Genomic DNA, 17287 nt, shown 5'->3' with positions numbered 1-17287 from the left:
CGAACGCAGCACACGGTGCCTGACCGCGACGCACGCGGTCAGGCACCCCACCGCACGCCCGGCACGCCCGTGCAGCAGCCGCCTGCCCTACTCCTCCCGGCACAGGCAGAAGGGGTGCCCCGCGGGGTCGGCGAAGACCCGCCAACCACGTTCGCCGCCCCGATCGTCGAGGTCGAGCGGCGTCGCCCCGAGGGCGAGGACCTCTTCCTGGGCCCGGTCCATGTCGGTGACCGTGAAGTCGAGGTGCAGTTGCTGCGAATCGGACGACGCCTGGGGCCACTTGGGCGGCCGGTGGCCGGCGGCACGCTGAAAGGAGACGCGGTGCCCGCCGGGGGCGTACAGGTCGTACCAGTTCTCGTCGTACTGCTTGACCTCGCCGCCCAGAACGGCCGCGTAGAAACGAGCCAGCGACTCCGGTTCCGGGCAGTCCAGGGCGACGAGGGTGTAGGTCGCGATCGCCATGGGGGTTCTCCTTGTTCTAGATGGTCCGGGCGGCCGCCAACGCCTCCGGCCTCGTCGCCGCGCCCGTGGATGAACAGCCTGCGCGGGCTCTCAGGGACGTTGCGCCGTACCAGCAGGAGGCACCGAGTTCCCGCGGCGCCTCGACGCACACGCCATCCGCACCAGCATCGCCGCCGGGCACCCGAGTCGCAGCCGGTCAGGGGCCGCGCGAGCGACCGCGCCCAGCAGCCCAGGGGCTCATCCGGCCACATCGCCCCGGTCGGCCAGCATTCAGGTGGGGAACATCGGTACAGCAAGCGGGCAGAGGGGAAGTGCCACGCCCAGGCCCCGCTGGGTGAGTGGCGTCGCGGGGCAGGGAATCGCGCCAGGTCATCCAGCGGCGTGGGATACGCAGGGCACGTCGGGGGGAAGTGTGGGTGGGTGCTGACGATGACGTTGCGGGACATCGCTCTCGTGGTCGCGGGGAAGCTGTTCGACGGCTGCGACGGCGATGCTGTCGTGACCGCGCCGGTGTGCTGTGACATGCGCGAGGTGGTGCCCGGCGGTCTGTTCGCCGCCGTCGAGGACGAGGAGGAGCACAGCGGGCCGGCGTATGCGAAAGACGCCGTCACTGCCGGCGCCGTGGCCGTGCTGGCCGAACGCGAGCTCGGGGTAGCGACCATCGTGGTCGACGACGTACGGACGGCGCTGGGCCGCCTGGCGGCCGAGCTCACCAGGCGTCTGCCGACGCGGACAACGGTGATCGGCATCACCGGCTCGGTCGGCAAGACCAGCACCAAGGACGTCACCGCGCACCTGCTGAGCGCCCTGGGACCGACGGTGTCCACGGCCGAGAGCCGCAACAACACGGTCGGCGTTCCCCTCACCGTGTCCCGGGCCGAGGCCGACACCCGCTATCTGTTGCTGGAGCTGGGGGCCTTCGGTCCGGGGGAGATCCGCCGCCTGGCCGCCCTGACCCGCCCCTCCGTCGGGGTGGTACTCAACGTCGGTGCCGCGCACCTGGGGTCGTACCGCGACCTCGACGCGATCGCCGACGAGAAGAGCGCCCTCGTCCGGCAGCTGCCGCGCGACGGCCTGGCGGTGCTCAACGGCGACGATCCCCGAGTGCGTGCCATGGCCGGCCGTACCCGCGCCGCGGTGGTGCTCATCGGACACGGCGGCGACGCCGTGGTCCGTGCCACGAACACCCGCCTCGACGGGGACGGCTTCCCGTGCTTCACCCTCCACAGCCCGGAGGGCAGCGCACCGGTCCGGCTCCGGCAACCGGGACTCCACCATGTCACCAACGCACTCGCGGCCGCCGCGGTCGCCCGCCATGCCGGCCTGCCGCTCGATGAGGCCGCCGCCCGGCTGAACGACGCCACCGTGGTCTCCCGCTGGCGTATGCAGATCATCGACCGGCCGGACGGCATCCGCGTCATCAACGACACGTACAACGCCAGCCCGCCCAGCATGCGGGCCTCGCTGACCGCGCTGATGGGCCTCACCCGTCGGCGACGGGCCGTGGCCGTCCTGGGTCCCATGCACGAGCTGGGCCGCCACTCCACGTGGGAACACCATCGGCTGGGCGTCTTCATCGCCACCCTGGGTCTTCACCACCTGATCACCGTAGGTGAGGGCGACATCGACGCCCTCGCCCAGGCCGCCCGCACCCACGGCACCCCCGTCACCCGTACCCGCGACCAGTCCACCGCTCTCCACACCGCGCACAGCCTGCTGACGCCGGGTGACGTGGTCCTGATCAAAGCCTCCCGTGCCGAAAACTTCGAGCTCCTCGCCGACAAGCTGCTCGCCCACCTCGTCTCGTGATCCCCATAACCTCAGCCGTGAGAGATCTCCTAGAGAGTGATCAGGAGGTTCTCGAAGCCGCGGAGTGGTCCCGTCCGGCGTCGGGGCGGAGTGGCGAGGGTCAGCGAGGGGAGCCGTCGGCGTAGTTGCGTCAGAACGGTGACCATCTCGGTGCGGGCGAGTGCTGCGCCCAGGCAGTAGTGAGGGCCCTGGCCGAAGGTGATCAAGGGGGGTGTGGTGGCAGTGGGCCGGTCGGGCAGGAAGCGGTCGGGGTCGGTGAAGGCGTCGGGGTCCCGGTTGGCCGCGCCGAAGAGTACGCGCAGGTCGGCGTCGGCCGGTACGCGTACGCCGCCCAGTTCGACGGGCTCGATGGGCGTCCGGGGTGCGCCGGTGCTCCAGATCGGGGGGTCGTGCCGCAGGCATTCGGTGACGAACGCGCCGGCCTCGGCCCGGTTGTCCAGCATCCGGGCGTGGTCGGGGTGAGCGAGCATGGCAAGGACGCAGGTGGTGATCCCGCCGACGGTGCTTTCGTAGCCGGCGGTCCACAGCGACCACAGCAGGGTGACGAGCCGACGTTGCGACAGCCGGGGAGCCAGGCAGGAGACGAGGTCCTGCTGATCGTCCGAGGTGGGGTTGCGCCGGTGGTGTTCCCAGAGGGCGGTGAAGCACGCTTCCAGTCGGGCACTGGCGTCGTCCGCCCGGCTCAGTGCCTCGTCGCCGGTGCTGGGGTTCACGGCGGCGAGCGCGGGCAGGGCGAGGGGAGCGAGAGCGTCGCGCTCGGGCTCGGGGACGCCGAGCACGTCGGAGAGGACGTTGCAGCTCATGGGGTAGATCAGATCGGCCTGCAGGTCGACTGTCTCCCCGTCGCGCAGCCGCTCGACCACCGGGTCGAGGAACTGGCGGCAGCGGTCCTCGCACAGGATACGGACGTCTTCCGCCCTGCGGGGGCTGAAGAACTGGGCCATGACCCGGCGCAGTTCGGTGTGCTCGGGCGGGTTGGTGACCGCCGGCCCGTCCAGGAAGAGGCGCAGGGCCCGGGAGTGGCGGTAGCGCGGATACCGCTCGCCGAGCTCGGAGGGGTCGGGGGCGCGGAACAGCGGGTCGCGCAGGACGCGGACGGCGTCGGCGTACCGGCTGACGAACCACACCCCGCCCGTGGGGTTGCGGTGGACGGGCGAGTCCTCGCGGAGGCGGGTGAAGAAGGGGTACGGATCTTCTCTGATCCCTGGGGCGGCCAGGTTCGCGAGTACGTCCGTCTCGTGCAGTGGTGGCCGCAGGCCGATGTCGGGTGTGGTCATGTGTGCCTCGGGTGGTAGGGCGACCAGTGGTACTGGCGGTAGAAGCTTTCGGATACCTCGACCCACTCGCGCAGTCGTTCCGGGCTGTCCAGGAAGTGCGGGAGGCTGACCAGCAGCCAGCTGTACACGGCCTGGCTGTCCCGGCATCCTCCGCAGTCGCCCGAGGTGCAGCAGAACTGCACCGTTTTCAGGTCGGGTTGGTAGGCGGCGAAGTCGGGCAGCACCGGGCTGCCGTTGGCCAGCCGTTCGGTGTGGGCCGGGTGGTCGGTGCTGATCGTGGCGCACACGTCGTAGCCGAACTCCGCCCAGTGGGAACGGCCGGTGACCGCGGTGCGGATGTAGTACGGGTGGCTGGTCACGGTCTCGGGGTACAGCTCGCGGACCCGTAGCGCCTCGGCCAGCAGTTCGTCGCGGCGAGACGATGCGGGGGGAAGGGGCGTGTCGGTGTCGTAGGCGCTGTAGAAGCTGTAGCTGACCTGGTTGCCGTTCTCGTGGATACGGCGCACCGTGTCTTCGAGGTGGGTGATGCCGTCCTCGGAGAGGGCGTAGATGAAGACTGCCCGCTGATCGTCACGGTAGTTGCGCAGAGCGCGGTCGAACAGCCCGCTGATGCGGGTCCCGTTGGGGCGGATCCCGCGCAGTTCGTCGTCGAGGGGCCCGCCGCCGAAGACGGACACGGCGAGGTTGACCTCTTCGAAGCCGTCACGGCGGGGCAGTTGGCGCAGTCCGTTGGTGACCACGCTGACGTGCTTGACGTGGCGGGTGAAGGCGCGGATGCGGTCGGGTACCAGCGTGGGTTCGCCGCCCAGGAGCAGCGCGTGCGTGAAGCCGGAGTCGGCCAGTCGGCGGGCGAAGGCGTCGGCGGCTTCCTGGGTGGATGCCTCGGAGACCCCCTGGTCCATCCCGTGCCCGAAGTACCAGCACCCTTGGCACCGGATGTTGCAGGTCTTGGTCAGGAAGACCACGTTGGTCCGGAAGGTACGGGAGAACTGCTGCAAGCGGCGCAGGCGTTGAGCCAGGCCGGGGTCCTCGGCCCGGATGGCGCGCAGCCGGTCCACGACGTACTGCCTGGTCGGCTGGACCGCTACGGAGACTGGCGGCAAGGTTCAGTACCTCTCGTTTCCCTTGTCGTAGGGGGTTCTTGCGGTTCCCTTGTCGTAGGGGGTTCTTGCGGTGCCGTGCGGCACTGCGCGAGCCCGTGGACGATCCGGTGGAACACTTCGGTGACCAGAGACTCGAATCTCCCGGCAGGCGCCGTGAGGTCGCACCACATCAGGCGTGTCACCTCGCCGTACGCGGGATACTCCCGCTCGTGCCCCAGGTCCTGGCACCCGTAGTGCGCGAGGAACCGGTGCTGTCCTCGGCCGGTGGCCACGTACCCCCACGCGTGCCTCCTGCCCAGGGCACGCGCGGTGGCGAAGGCCTGCGCCACGAGGATCGGCGCGGTACGCCTCCCCCGATGGCCGGGGTGAACGATCAGCTTGCCCAGCTCCATGCCTTCCTCCGGCCCCGGTCGGCCCATCCGGCGCAGCACGTCCTGACGCGCCGCGGCGTCCAGCCCGGCCAGGACCGGACTCGAAGCCGCGGCGCCCACGGGCGTCACCCGCGCGCACCCGAGGAGGTGCCCGTTCTCATCTCTGGCCAGGCAGTGCCAGGCGGCCAGGTCGTGCTTCTCGGGCTCTCCGACGTCGTGGAATGTCCCGTCGGATCCGCGGAACCACGGGCGGGTTTCCGGGTCGTACCAGGCCATGCCGCGGAACGAACGGATCTCCGCCATCGCCTGTGCCTGCGGGGCTGTGAGCGGCCCCGCAGGCACCCACAGCATGGACAACCCAGCGTCCGAGGCGGTGCCGACGGGGACCTCCTCGGAGTCGTCCGCCGCGGCCGCCTCCCCGTCCGGCAGGCGCTCGCCTGCCGTCATCTGAACACGTGGGTGGTCTTCTGGCCCGGGCTGAAGACCGTGATCAGGGCTCCCTGGAGTGTCCTGCTCGCGTCGAGGAGCACCGCCCCCTCGGTGCTGGAGCAGTGGTAGTGATCACCATGGTGAGAGCCGGCGTCGAGGGGCGCGACCAGCAGCCCTTGACCCACGCATTGGGCGTTGATCAGAGGTGTCGTGTCCGCCGCCGCCCCGGAGGCACCGGCAAGGACGCTCCCCAACGCGACGACCGTGCACGCAAGACCATGAACGGCGCGCCTAGCCAAGGTTGAGGAACGTGTCGTGGTTGACATTCTCCGGGCTCAGAATCGCGCCGGGGATTCCCTGTCGGGTGTTCCCGGCGTCCACGAGAGAAGCCCCCGTTCCCGTTCCCTCGTTCACGAACGTGCGCTCCTGCACCGTCTGTGGACTCAGATAGTGCCTCGACATTCCCTGCTGAAAGTTCTTCAGGCTTACGAGTGGGGCCACCCTGTGGTCGTCGGCGGACGCCACAGGAACTCCCACGGCCGACGCGGCGCCCGCGGTGGCCAGCAGGACGAGAGCGGCAGGAAGAGCTCGAAGACTGGGTTGCATCGCCACACCTTTCATCTCAACAGAAAACAGATCCAAGAAGGACCCCTCCAGATCCACGAAGGACCCCTCGCGGACCCCAACTGCGCCCAGCACTTCAAGACACTCATCCGACAGTCCGTCCATCCTCCCGTGTGAAACCAGGCACAGCGGTGGGCAGCGTCAGGCCGCCGCGTGAGCGGGACCGCTCTCACGTCCCCCGGGGTGGCGGTGGCGCCACACCCAGAACACGGCGCACGCCACCAGTGCCCAGGCGGCGAGGACGAGGTAGGGGAAGGCGTGCTGGTGGCCGTTGAAGTAGACGGCCGTGTGCTGGGCGTTGACCGAGGCGCCCGGTGGCAGCCAGCGTCCGATGTGCCCGAGCACGGAGGGCAGCAGCGGCCAGGACACGGCTCCTCCCGAGGACGGGTTGCCCAGGAGCACCATCAGGCCCCACGTCGGGATCATCGACCATCGTCCGACCAGGGTGTTGAACATCGTGAAGACCATGCCGGAGGTGAACATGGTCAGGCCCAGGATGAGCCAGGACTGGACGAAGGGAAGGTCGAGGGCGCCCAGCCACCAGTCCACGACCGCGGCGATCGCGAAGGCGCCCAGCAGGGCGTAGGCGAGGGTGAACGCGATGCGCTCGGCGGGGTTGAGCGCGCGGGCGTGCACGCTCATCTGGATGGCCCCGACGAAGCCGATGATCACGGCGGCCAGTGAGATGTAGAAGATCGCCAGACCACGCGGGTCTCCGGGCTGGAGGGGGTTGAGGTCGTGGACGCTCACCGGCACTCCGACGGAGCGTCCGACCTTCGTCGCGGTCTGGGCCAGCAGCTCGGCCACGGAGGCGCCGGAAGCACCGGAGACGTCCAGTTCCACGCGTTCGCCCGGGCGGACATCGAGGATCGCGAAGACCTCCTGCTGCTCGACGGCCTCGCGGGCGGCGGCCACCGTGTCGTAGCGGTGGACTTCGACGGAGGCGTCGAGGGCCTTCTCCATCGCGGTCAGGAACGCTTCGCCCCGCGTCGCGTGCTCCGCTCCGACCACGGCTGTCGGCACCTGGCGAGGGGTGGGGTCGGCCATGGCGTACGTGTACGAGCCCGCGAAGAGCCCGGCGGCCGCGGCCAGGATGAACACCAGCACGGTGGCCGGCAGAAACGGTGACTTCTTGAAGTCCTCCCATCGCTCGGGCCGGCCGGCCCGTCTGCCGTGTTCTCCGTGTGGAGGGCGGGGGTGAGGCGCATCTCCCGATGGAGAATTTTCGGAGGTGTCGGGCATAACGCCAAGCTAGATCACGACGGCCCACCGCTCCCCCGCGACTGCTCCGGTCGGCACGACGGCGGCGATGCGCAGGGACGTCGTACGCCGTGCCCCCCCGCAGCCGTACAACCCCTGCCCCAGGTCGGCTGTCTTCACCACTGAACAGAGCCATTTGGCCCTTCCGTCCCGACTCGTTCCAACGGGGGAACACATGAGCCTGGCCCGCACCCGCACCCGCCGGGGCACGACCGCTGCCCTCACCGTCCTGATGGCTGCCACGCTCGGAGCCGTCGGCGCCGGATCGTCGAACGCGAAGACCGCCGCTCCGCAGACGCGGCAGATCGCCTCGTCCGTCCTCGGCGGCGACTACAAGATCACGCTGACCGCGCTGCGCTCCACGGAGGACGACTACGCCGCCTCGGTGCGCCTGCAGGTCTACACGCAGGCCGACGGCGCCTGGAAGGAGTCCGACCGCGTCACGGTGGGCGACGTGGACGGCTGGTTCTGGTACCCGCTCACCGGCAAGGGCGCCGTCTGCGAATTCTCGACCGCGAGCACCGAGCCTGCGCCGCTGACCGTGAGCCTGCTGCTCACGCCGTCCATCGGCTGCTCCGAGCCGGCCCACTACGTCGTGAAGGAAGGCAGGGTGTACGCGAGCTGAGCCCGCGGGCGGACGCCGGGCGTACTCAAGACGCACCGTCATCCCCGAGGGTGAATCGGCAACTCGTGTGAGTGACGATGGTCCCCCGAACTGCTGACAGCGCGGCGTGTCGGGGTGGATTCTCGCGCCATGGACAACGGAATCAGGCGCCCGCTCCGTACGGCCACTCGCTGGGCAGCCCGGCTCGCCGCCGTGACGGCGACACTCGTCTTCCCCGCCGCCGCGTTCGCGGCTCCCGTCGCCGTGAGCCCCGCGGCAACGAACTGCTTCGTCAACGGTCAGCCTCAAACCGGCCCCGAGATCAACGGAACGAGCGGCGACGACACCATCCGGTGCGACGCCCTGGTTTCCGGCGACGTCATCTTCGGCCACCTGGGGAACGACACGATTCGAGTCACGTTCAACCACGCCGGTGTCATCAACGGCGGACCAGGCACCGACACCATCAGGCTGGAGGAGGAGAACACGGGCCTCATCCAGGCCGGTGACGGCATTGACGACGTCATCGCCTCTTTCAACGGCCCGCTGGGCAGGATCCACGGCAACCCCGGTGACGACGAGATCCAGGTCTTGCTCAATGAGGGCGTCGTCGACGGCGGCGAGGGCAACGACACGTGCCTCGTCAATGAGGGCACGGTGCTCAACTGCAATCCGTGAGCTCCCGTCGCCCGGGCGCGCGATGTTGACAACGGCGGCGCGCCTATTGTTCGGTCCATGACTCATGCATGGCGAATACGTCTGGCTGTGGCCGGTGCGTCGGCGGCCGCTGTCGTCTCCGCGACACTCGTGAACGCCGAACCGGCGGCCGCGGCAATGCCGTTCGGGCCGGTGGACCCCGGCACCGTGTCGCAGTTCAGGCTCAACCAAGTCGTCGCCGGAGGCGGCACCGACGGCATGGACGCCGCGATCGAGGCGGTGGAGAAGACCGGTGCCGTCAAGAACGTCGACGTCAGTACGCTCCTCAAGACCCCCGGCAACACCGGCATCGCCGGCCTCTGTCACGACACCGGCCTGTCCGCGAGCCTGAAGCCGAGCGGCTCCTGCTGGAAGAAGCAGGACGACAACTCGAGCAGCTGGAACGCCACGGAGGGCGGCTGGACGCCCCAGGGCCTGTCGCTGCCGTACAGCGATTCCGGGACCCCCTCCGACGGGCAGTGGAAGGGCACCCCCGCCTACGCCGCGACCTGGCATCACAGCACGGACATGGGGAACGCCGACCCGGCGAAGCGGCGCGGCGACGAGTACGCCCGGCTCACCCTGGTGAACACGGAGAGCCGGACGCCCAACTATCACCACCTGCTCCTGGTCCAGCCCGGCAAGAACGCGGACGGCAAGGGCAACTTCCGTGTGGTCTCGGGCAATCACGTCGACGGTGTCGTCTGGTACGGCGACCGTGCCTTCGTCGCCAACGGCCGCTATCTCCAGGTCTACGACCTGAGGCACATCTGGAAGCTGAACAAGCAGGCCAAGGAGGTGGGCATTTCCGGCACCACCTCGTCGGGCCTCTGGCACAACTACGCCGTCCCGATGGTCGCGATGTACCAGACCACCACGGGCAGCACCGCCTGCTCCGTCACCTCGGGCACCACCCCCTGCCTCAATTCCCTCAGCCTCGATCGCACCGGCGGCCAGGACGCCCTCGTCTCGGCCGAGTACAAGAAGGACGCGGCAGGCGGCCGAGTCGTACGCTGGCCGCTCGACGCCGCGACCAGGCTTCCCCGGGGCAACGCGTCGGCCGCCTACACTTCCCCGGTGTGGTCCATGCAGGGGGCGGCCACCGACGGCACTAACTGGTACATGGCGGGGACCTGCCCGACCGGCGCGGGCGGCGGCACCGCCGACGATCCGTACTCCTGCATCCACAAGGCACGGGCCAACACCGCGCCCCACGTCATGACCGCCGCTCCCGTCTACACCCAGAACCTCAACTACTCCTGGTCCACGGACCGGTTGTGGGGCATCAACGAGCGCATCAACACCGCCGCGGGCAAGCGCGTGGTCTTCTCCGTGAGCACTCCCTGACACGGCGCCGAGCAGGCGGGTCCCGAAGGATCCAGAAGGACCCAGAAGGACGGTGGCGGGTGAAGGCGAGGAGTGGTGAGTGAAGGCGAGAGGGAGTACTCACTCCTCGCCACTTTCAACTTATAGCGCACAGGGGGGCTTGCGGCAAGGCCCCCCTCGTACCGCAGAATCCCTGGTCACAGCCATAACCTGCGGGAATCGGAGATCCACTAAGTGCGTGTGTTGTTGTTGGTCGACGGGTCGTGCGGTGATGTCGGGCCGTCGGTGGGGCCCGCTCCGCGGTTGTGGGGACAGAGCGACGGGCTGCGGATATGCGCGCCGTCGGATTTCGCGGGCTCGACCATGGATCGGAGCTGATGGCATGAACTCCCTGACCACCAGTGCGTTCGACCTTCCCGACCGTCTCTCCTTCAAGGCCGATCCGGCGCTGATCGACGCGGACGAGCAGCACTTCGCGGCCATCGCGGAGAGCCTCGAGCAGGCGATCGCCGAAGTGTCCGACCGTCTCGACGCCGAGCGCAGGGCGCCCGGCGGCATCGGCCGGGAGGCGATGGACCGGGACGCGGAGATCCACCGGCTCACCGGTCGTCTGCGCGCTTTGCGCCGTTTCGGTCTGGACCTGTGCCTCGGGCACATCGTCGGCATGGACGACCCCGAGCCCGTGTACATCGGACGACTGGGCCTGACCGACAGCACGGGGCGCCGGCTGCTGCTCGACTGGCGCTCGCCCGCGGCCGAGCCGTTCTTCGCGGCGACCCACGCCAACCCGATGGGTCTTGCGAGCCGCCGCAGGTACCGCTGGACCGGCGGCCGGATCAGCGACTACTGGGACGAGGTGTTCACTCCGGACGGTCTCGAAGGGCACGCCGCGCTCGACGACCAGTCCGCCTTCATAGCCAGCCTCGGCGGCAACCGGTCGTCGCGGATGCGCGACGTGCTCGGCACCATCCAGGCCGATCAGGACGCCATCATCCGGGCGGGTTCCCGCGGCGCCCTCGTCGTCGACGGCGGTCCGGGTACGGGCAAGACCGTCGTCGCCCTGCACCGCTCCGCCTATCTCCTCTACTCCGACCCGCGCCTCGGTCACCGTCGGGGCGGCGTGCTGTTCGTGGGTCCGCACCGGCCGTACCTGGACTACGTGGCCGACGTACTCCCGAGCCTCGGAGAGGAGGGCGTGCAGACCTGCATCGTGCGGGACCTCGTCGCCGAGGGGGCCGGAGCAGCGATCGAGGCCGACCCGGACGTGGCCCTGCTGAAGTCGTCCGCGGACATGGTGAAGGCGATCGAACCGGCCGTCGGCATCTACGAAGAGCCGCCGGCCAAGGGAATGACGGTCTCGACCCATTGGTCCGATGTCTGGCTGAGCGCCGACGAGTGGGCCGCGGCGTTCGCAGCACCGGAGCCGGGTACGCCGCACAACGAGGCGCGCGACCAGATCTGGGAGGAACTGGTCACGATCCTGCTGGACAAGCACGGAGACGAGCACGACGGCGAAGAGGTCTCGCCCGAGCTGTTCGCCAGGTCGCTGCGGCAGAACAGGGAACTGGTCACGACCCTCCACCGCGCGTGGCCGATGCTCGAAGCGACCGACCTCGTCGGCGACCTGTGGTCCGTACCCGCCTACCTGCGCAAGTGCGCTCCCTGGCTCAGCCGCGACGAGGTGCGGAAGCTGCAGCGCGCGGAAGCCCAGGCCTGGACGGTGTCCGACCTGCCGCTCCTGGACGCGGCACGGCAGCGGCTCGGTGACCCGGAGACGGCCCGGCAGAAGCGCCGGCACGCGGCCGTCCTCGCCGCCCAGCGCGAGCGCATGGCGCAGGTCGTCGACAACCTGATCGACGCCGTGGCCGACTCGGGCGCGGACGGTGACGACGGCGAAGGTCTGGTGAGGATGCTGCGGGGCCGGGACGCCCAGGTCAGCCTGGTCGACGGGTCCGAACTGTCCACCGCCGACCCGGACCTGCTCGCAGGACCGTTCGCGCACGTCATCGTGGACGAGGCGCAGGAACTGACCGACGCGGAGTGGCAGATGCTGCTGCTGCGCTGCCCGTCCCGGAGTTTCACTGTCGTCGGGGACCGCGCCCAGGCCAGGCACGGGTTCACGGAGTCGTGGGAGGAACGGCTCAAGCGGATCGGGCTCGACCGGATCAGCGTGGCGCCGTTGAGCATCAACTACCGGACGCCGGAAGAGGTCATGGCGGAGGCCGAGACGGCCATCCGGGCCGCGCTCCCGGACGCCAATGTGCCGACCTCCATCCGTAGCAGCGGCATCCCCGTCGTCCACGGATCTGTCGCGGAGCTGGACTCGGTCCTCGACACCTGGCTGGCCGCACACGCCGACGGGATCGCCTGCGTCATCGGCGATCCCACCTTCCGCTCGACGCCCCGCGTGCGGTCGCTGACCCCGGAGCTGTCGAAGGGGCTCGAATTCGACCTGGTCGTCCTCGTCGACCCCGAGGAGTTCGGCGAGGGCATCGAGGGAGCGGTCGACCGCTATGTCGCGATGAGCCGGGCGACCCAGCAACTCGTGATCCTCACGAGCTCCTGACGTCGGCCTGACGGACGCCTCCCGCCGGTCCCCTCACGCAGGGGGCCGGTCGGCGTCGGCTGGTGACGTATGCGGCCTCGGCGCCGGCCACCCAACCACCCTCTCAGGATCGCGGCCGCGACGTCCTCGCACCGTCGACCGCGCCCGGCTCCTCGAACTCACCCGGCTTCTCCACCTCACCCGGCTTCTCCACCTCACCCGGTCCTTCGACCGCACCCGGCTCCAGGGCCTCCAAGGCCCGGCGCAGCCCGGCGAGCCTGCGTTCGAGGTGAGCCGCCGTGGCCGCCTTCTCATCCTCCGGATCGCGGCCCAAGTGGCCGGCCAGGGCCTCGGCCTGCTCCTCGACCGCCCCAAGCCGCGCGGACAGCTCGGCGAGCAGCCCCGCCGCCACGTCGGCCCCGCCGCCCGAGCCGCCCCTCCGGCCCGCCAGCTCGCCCCGCAGCAGGACCGCCTGCTCCCGCAACAGGACGTTCTTCACATACAGCTCGACGAACACCTTGACCTTGGCGCGCAGCACCCACGGGTCGAAGGGCTTCGAGATGTAATCCACGGCGCCCGCCGCATATCCACGGAAGGTGTGGTGCGGTCCGTGGTTGATGGCGGTGAGGAAGATGATCGGGATGTCCCGGGTCCGCTCCCGCCGCTTGATGTGCGCCGCGGTCTCGAAGCCGTCCATCCCCGGCATCTGGACGTCCAGCAGAATGACCGCGAAGTCGTCCGACAGCAGCGCTTTGAGCGCTTCCTCCCCGGACGACACCCGCACCAGGATCTGATCGAGCGCAGAGAGGATGGCCTCCAGCGCCAGCAGATTCTCCGGCCGGTCGTCGACCAGGAGGATCTTGGCCTTCACCGGCTCACCGGGCGACCGGCCGGGCGACCTCCGGCGCTGACTCGCCGACGCCTGCTGCGGCTCCCGCCGCTCCCGCGTGCGCTCGGCCGACGGCTCACTGTGACGGAGCCGCTGTTTGATCTGCTCCAGTCCGGCACGCGCGTCGAACACCTCGTCGAGCGCGTTGCCGACAGCCGCTTCGGTGTCCCCCAGGACTCTGCTCAGGACGTCGTCGTGCGGCGTGGTGGCGTCGTCAGTCATCGCTCGCCTCCCCGGTCGCGGTCACCAGTCGGGCCCGGGCCTGGTGGATGAGATTGCGTACGGTGCTTACGGTGACCCCCATGTCGGCGGCGGCCTCCGCGGTGGAGCAGCCGGCGACGTGGACCAGCACCAGCGCCTCCCGCTGCCGCTCGCTCAGTCGCCCAATGGCCTCCATGATGCCCTGGTAGGTCTCTTTGAGCACGACATGGTCCTCCAGGAGAACCTGGCCGTCCGGCAGGTCCGTGTCCTCCAACGGCACGTACCCGGCCTGGCGTTGGCGGGCGAAGAGTACGTACCGCACGGCCGTCACGATCAGCCAGCCCTTCCAGTTCACCACCTCGTCCCGCGGGAGACCGCGCATGTGCTCCCACGCCTTGATGAAGGCGTGCTGGGTCGCGTCCCAGCCGTCCGCGGTGCAGCCGGCCGCCGCCAGCGTGGCCTTCTGCAGCACCACCTGATGGTGGTCCGCGTACAGCTCCTCGATCCACGTCTCCCCCGGTGCCGCAGAGGGACCGAGGTGCTCAGCTCCCCCGCTCATCGCTGCTCCCGACTGCCGGGGGAAGGGTGATCTCCCACTCCGTTGTCGCCCTCCCCTGGCCGTCGACCGCCTTGAAACGCACCCGCGCCCCCTGCGGCCCGTGATGGAGCACGGCCTTCACGGCCGCCCAACGAGCACGCTCCCGCAGCCGGTACGCGACCGCGCCCACCATGGTGCCCAGCACGGGCAGCACTGTGAAGACCACCAGCCACGCCTCCGCGCCCACCCTGATCACCGCTCCTCGTCATGACAACTCCGCATGCCCTGTAGAGCGTTGAGAGCGCGGAATCGTCTAGGCCGCCGATGTCATCCGGTCGGTGGGGACGGCAGTGTTGACCCATGGCGGGCCCCGCGCTTCGATCGCGTGATGAGAAGACCCCGCGTGAGAAGTCCCCTGTCGAGAAGACTCCTGACAAGAAGACCCCTGACGAGAAGACACTCGTTACCCGTCACCGTGACCGCCGCCCTGGCGGCGGCCCTCACCTGTGTCGCCTGGCCTGCAGGGGCGGCGCCGGGCGACCCCGCGAGGGCGGCGAGCGACGACCGGGCCCCGCGCACCGAGCGCATCAGCGTCGCCCCCGACGGCACCGGCGGCAACTCGCACTCGGTGAAACCGGCGGTCAGCGCGGACGGACGCGTCGTCGCCTTCCAGTCGTCGGCGACGAACCTCGTACCGGGCACGGACGTCGGGAACAGCATCTTCTACCGGACGGCTCCGGGCGCGCCGTTGCGGCGTGTGGTGGTGCCGGGCGAGTCGACGTCGACGCCTCAACTGTCCGAGTCGGGGCGCCATGTGACGTTCGGCTCGTGGTCGGCCGCGGCTCAGAAGTCCTCCGTGCACGTGATGGACCTGCGCACCGGGCGCATCGATCGCCTGGAGCCCGCGCTGGACGAGGGCTACAAGGTGTCGTACGGCACCGCCCCGATCAGCGCGAACGGACGGTACGTCGCCTTCGTCGCCCGGCCCACCGGCGACGACGAGCACGGCGCGTACGCCTGCCGCGTCATGCTCCTGGACCGCTGGACGCAGCGGGTGCAGCGGGTCAGCCGGCCCTCGGACGGCTCAAAGAACTTCCACCAGTGCGAGCAGCTCTCGATGAGCGCCGACGGCCGCAAGGTCGCGTATCTGGAGGGCTACTCCGGGCCGAGCGACGACGACCAGGGCGACATCCTGGTCTACGACCGGGTGACGAGGAGGACGACGCAGGCCGATGCCACCCACGACGGCGCGCCGGCCGACAGGTCGGCGGTCGGTCCGGTGCTGAGCGCCGACGGCTCCAAGGTCGGCTTCGACTCGGTGGCCACCAACCTGGTCCCGGGCACCGACCCCAACGGGAACACCAGCACGTCGTGGAACGCCTTCGTCCGTGATCTGCGCACCGGCACGCTCCAGCGGTACGACGGCCGCTCCCCCACCGACCTCACCCTGGTGTCGGATCTGTCGGTAAACGGCACGAAGCTGCTGCTCAATACGGCGGACGCGGACCGCAGGACGCTGGGGCTCATTCTGCGCGATCCGGGCACCGGCCACGAGGAACTGCTGTCACCGGGCCAGGACGGCAAGCCCGTCACCGTGGGGCGGGCGGCACTGAGCGCGGACGAGTCGACGGTCGTCTTCGACTCCTACTACCCGGGCCTGGTGCCCGACGACACGAATCTGATCGGGGACGTGTTCGTCCGCACCTTGCGCTGAGCCGGCCGAAGTGGCCGTACCATGAATCATCATCAAATGCCGTGTGGCACAGGTGAGTTCAAGCGTTCAACGAGCGAGTTCACGGAGCCTCGGCGGGCTCTGGGAGGACGGAGGCGTTCAGGTTGCCCAGCGTCCTGTTCATCCACGGCACGGGGGTGCGCGCGCCCGGATACTCGGCGGCGCTGGGCACCGTGCGCGAGGGCCTGGCCGGGGTGCGCCCGGACGTCACGGTGGCGGGCTGCGACTGGGGCTCCGCGCTGGGTTCGTATCTGCGCGCGGACGGCGCGTCCATTCCCGGCTACCGGCCGCAGAAGCCGGTGGCGCGACCGGTGGCCGGGGACGAGGAGCGGGCCCGGTGGGCTCTGCTGTACCTGGACCCGGACGCCGAGTTGGCGCTGTTCGCCCTGATCGAGCGGGAATCGGCGACGGGCTTCGTGCCCGGTGCCGTCTCGCCGGGCGCGAAGCTGTGGACACGTGCCACGGCGCTCGCCGAGTCCGACGGGGTGCGGCGGGCGTGGGAGGCGGCCGGGCTGCAGGAGCTGCTCGCGCCGTCCGTGGGCGGAATGCAGGCTTCGGCGGAGTTCCGGCGGGCCTGCGACGCCGCGCGGGACGATCTGGACGCCGGCAGTCTGGCGCGGCTCACGGGACGGTCGCTCGTGGCCCGGGCGCTCGCGAGGCTGCCCGGCGGGCCGGGTTCTGTACCGGTGCCAGGACGGGACGCGATGGTGGACGCCGTCGTGGAGGCGCTCGGCGGTGAGGCGCGCGGTTTCGCGAGCGGCCTGGCACGGGCCCTCGGCACGTCCGCACGGCTGATGGAGCGAGCGGGCGGATCCCGGTTCGTCGTCGGCCGGCGCGACGCGATCAGTGAGCGCTCGCTGGGGTTCTCCGGCGACATCCTGAGCTATCTGGTGCGCGGCGAGGCGGTCCGTGCGTACGTGGCCGGACTGGCCCGGGAGTTGCCTCCCCCGGTGGTCCTCCTGGGGCACAGCCTGGGCGGCATCGTCGCCTTCGACCTGCTGGCCCGCGGGGTACGGATCGACCGGGCGGGTGCCCCGGAGGAGGCCGGTCACGTGCCGGGCGACGGGCGGCCGGAAGCGGCCGCCGAGGATCTCGCACCGGCCGTCGCCCGACCGCCCGTCGCCCGGCTCGTCACCGTCGGCTCCCAGGCACCCTTGTTGTACGAGCTCGACGCGCTGCCGTCCCGCCCGTTCGGGACCGGCCTGCCGGCCGGGTTCCCGGAGTGGATCAACATTTACGACCCGCGCGATCTGCTGTCCTTCGTCGGATCCGACGTATTCGGCCCGCGGGTGCGCGACGTGGAGGTGGACAACGGACAACCCGTATCGGCGGCCCACGGTGCGTACTGGGCGAACCGGCACCTGTACGAGGTCCTGGCGGAGGTGATTCCGCGGTGAACGGAGCATCGCCGCGCGGTGCGA

General features: G+C 70.1%; 17 protein-coding genes and 1 pseudogene. 7 read left to right on the top strand and 11 right to left on the bottom strand.

The annotated features are described in order from the left end of the window. Positions 1–87: 87 nt before the first annotated feature. A complete protein-coding gene (locus tag AC0KTA_RS38720; RefSeq protein WP_481052879.1) occupies positions 88–462 on the bottom strand; it encodes a VOC family protein in 375 nt (124 codons plus the stop codon). A gap of 429 nt (positions 463–891) precedes the next feature. Here AC0KTA_RS38720 and AC0KTA_RS38715 point away from each other — a divergent pair, with 429 nt between their 5' ends. After that, positions 892–2271: a UDP-N-acetylmuramoyl-tripeptide--D-alanyl-D-alanine ligase gene (locus AC0KTA_RS38715; RefSeq protein WP_481052878.1), complete on the top strand. Its 1380-nt coding sequence runs from the start codon at positions 892–894 to the stop codon at positions 2269–2271. Positions 2272–2300: 29 nt separating this feature from the next. Here AC0KTA_RS38715 and AC0KTA_RS38710 read toward each other — a convergent pair whose 3' ends face one another. Genes AC0KTA_RS38710 through AC0KTA_RS38680 form a run of 7 tightly spaced genes read right to left on the bottom strand, consistent with a single transcriptional unit; the run spans position 2301 to position 7455 of the window. Further along, positions 2301–3548 carry a cytochrome P450 gene (locus AC0KTA_RS38710; RefSeq protein WP_481052877.1) on the bottom strand — a complete coding sequence of 416 codons (1248 nt, stop codon included), beginning with the start codon at positions 3546–3548 and terminating at the stop codon, positions 2301–2303. Next, the gene (locus AC0KTA_RS38705; protein ID WP_481052876.1) at positions 3545–4651 is read right to left on the bottom strand and encodes a radical SAM protein; all 1107 of its coding nucleotides are present in this window, start codon (positions 4649–4651) and stop codon (positions 3545–3547) included. Before AC0KTA_RS38705 ends, AC0KTA_RS38710 begins: the two co-directional genes overlap by 4 nt. Then, positions 4633–5469, bottom strand: coding sequence for a GNAT family N-acetyltransferase (locus tag AC0KTA_RS38700; protein ID WP_481052875.1), 837 nt, complete (start codon positions 5467–5469; stop codon positions 4633–4635). Before AC0KTA_RS38700 ends, AC0KTA_RS38705 begins: the two co-directional genes overlap by 19 nt. After that, positions 5466–5705, bottom strand: a complete 240-nt coding sequence (locus AC0KTA_RS38695) for a hypothetical protein (protein ID WP_481052874.1) — start codon at positions 5703–5705, stop codon at positions 5466–5468. The genes AC0KTA_RS38700 and AC0KTA_RS38695 overlap by 4 nt, the downstream gene beginning before the upstream one ends. Positions 5706–5742: 37 nt before the next feature. Then, entirely contained in the window at positions 5743–6180 is a 438-nt protein-coding gene (locus AC0KTA_RS38690; RefSeq protein WP_481052873.1) for a hypothetical protein, read from the bottom strand. 36 nt (positions 6181–6216) lie between these two features. Continuing rightward, a complete protein-coding gene (locus tag AC0KTA_RS38685; RefSeq protein WP_481052872.1) occupies positions 6217–7317 on the bottom strand; it encodes an ABC-2 transporter permease in 1101 nt (366 codons plus the stop codon). Positions 7318–7326: 9 nt separating this feature from the next. Beyond that, on the bottom strand, positions 7327–7455 hold the full coding sequence (locus tag AC0KTA_RS38680) for a hypothetical protein (RefSeq protein WP_481052871.1): 129 nt from the start codon (positions 7453–7455) through the stop codon (positions 7327–7329). Positions 7456–7510: 55 nt separating this feature from the next. Between AC0KTA_RS38680 and AC0KTA_RS38675 the strand changes: the two genes are divergently transcribed. The 4 genes from AC0KTA_RS38675 to helR all read left to right on the top strand — a co-directional run bounded on the left by AC0KTA_RS38675 (position 7511) and on the right by helR (position 12527). Then, complete coding sequence (locus AC0KTA_RS38675) at positions 7511–7960, top strand: hypothetical protein (protein WP_481052870.1); 450 nt, start codon at positions 7511–7513, stop codon at positions 7958–7960. 129 nt (positions 7961–8089) lie between these two features. Then, positions 8090–8617 carry a hypothetical protein gene (locus AC0KTA_RS38670; protein ID WP_481052869.1) on the top strand — a complete coding sequence of 176 codons (528 nt, stop codon included), beginning with the start codon at positions 8090–8092 and terminating at the stop codon, positions 8615–8617. Between the two features lie 57 nt (positions 8618–8674). Next, on the top strand, positions 8675–9982 hold the full coding sequence (locus tag AC0KTA_RS38665; protein ID WP_481052868.1) for a hypothetical protein: 1308 nt from the start codon (positions 8675–8677) through the stop codon (positions 9980–9982). A gap of 361 nt (positions 9983–10343) precedes the next feature. Further along, positions 10344–12527: an RNA polymerase recycling motor ATPase HelR gene (gene helR / locus AC0KTA_RS38660; RefSeq protein WP_481052867.1), complete on the top strand. Its 2184-nt coding sequence runs from the start codon at positions 10344–10346 to the stop codon at positions 12525–12527. Between the two features lie 190 nt (positions 12528–12717). Here helR and AC0KTA_RS38655 read toward each other — a convergent pair. From AC0KTA_RS38655 to AC0KTA_RS38645, 3 genes and pseudogenes are all read right to left on the bottom strand, one after another. Next, positions 12718–13377, bottom strand: a pseudogene (locus AC0KTA_RS38655) (response regulator); the annotation flags it as partial. Between the two features lie 232 nt (positions 13378–13609). Continuing rightward, on the bottom strand, positions 13610–14155 hold the full coding sequence (locus AC0KTA_RS38650; RefSeq protein ID WP_481052866.1) for an RNA polymerase sigma factor: 546 nt from the start codon (positions 14153–14155) through the stop codon (positions 13610–13612). After that, positions 14139–14390, bottom strand: a complete 252-nt coding sequence (locus AC0KTA_RS38645; protein WP_481052865.1) for a hypothetical protein — start codon at positions 14388–14390, stop codon at positions 14139–14141. Before AC0KTA_RS38645 ends, AC0KTA_RS38650 begins: the two co-directional genes overlap by 17 nt. A gap of 219 nt (positions 14391–14609) precedes the next feature. Between AC0KTA_RS38645 and AC0KTA_RS38640 the strand changes: the two genes are divergently transcribed. Next, complete coding sequence (locus AC0KTA_RS38640) at positions 14610–15848, top strand: TolB family protein (RefSeq protein ID WP_481052864.1); 1239 nt, start codon at positions 14610–14612, stop codon at positions 15846–15848. Positions 15849–15970: 122 nt separating this feature from the next. Beyond that, the gene (locus tag AC0KTA_RS38635) at positions 15971–17263 is read left to right on the top strand and encodes a hypothetical protein (RefSeq protein WP_481052863.1); all 1293 of its coding nucleotides are present in this window, start codon (positions 15971–15973) and stop codon (positions 17261–17263) included. Positions 17264–17287: the final 24 nt, after the last annotated feature.

It is taken from the genome of Streptomyces sp. Y309 (assembly GCF_056712025.1).
Note: the sequence above shows the minus strand (reverse complement) of the source record. Positions and strands in the feature narration are given on the sequence as shown.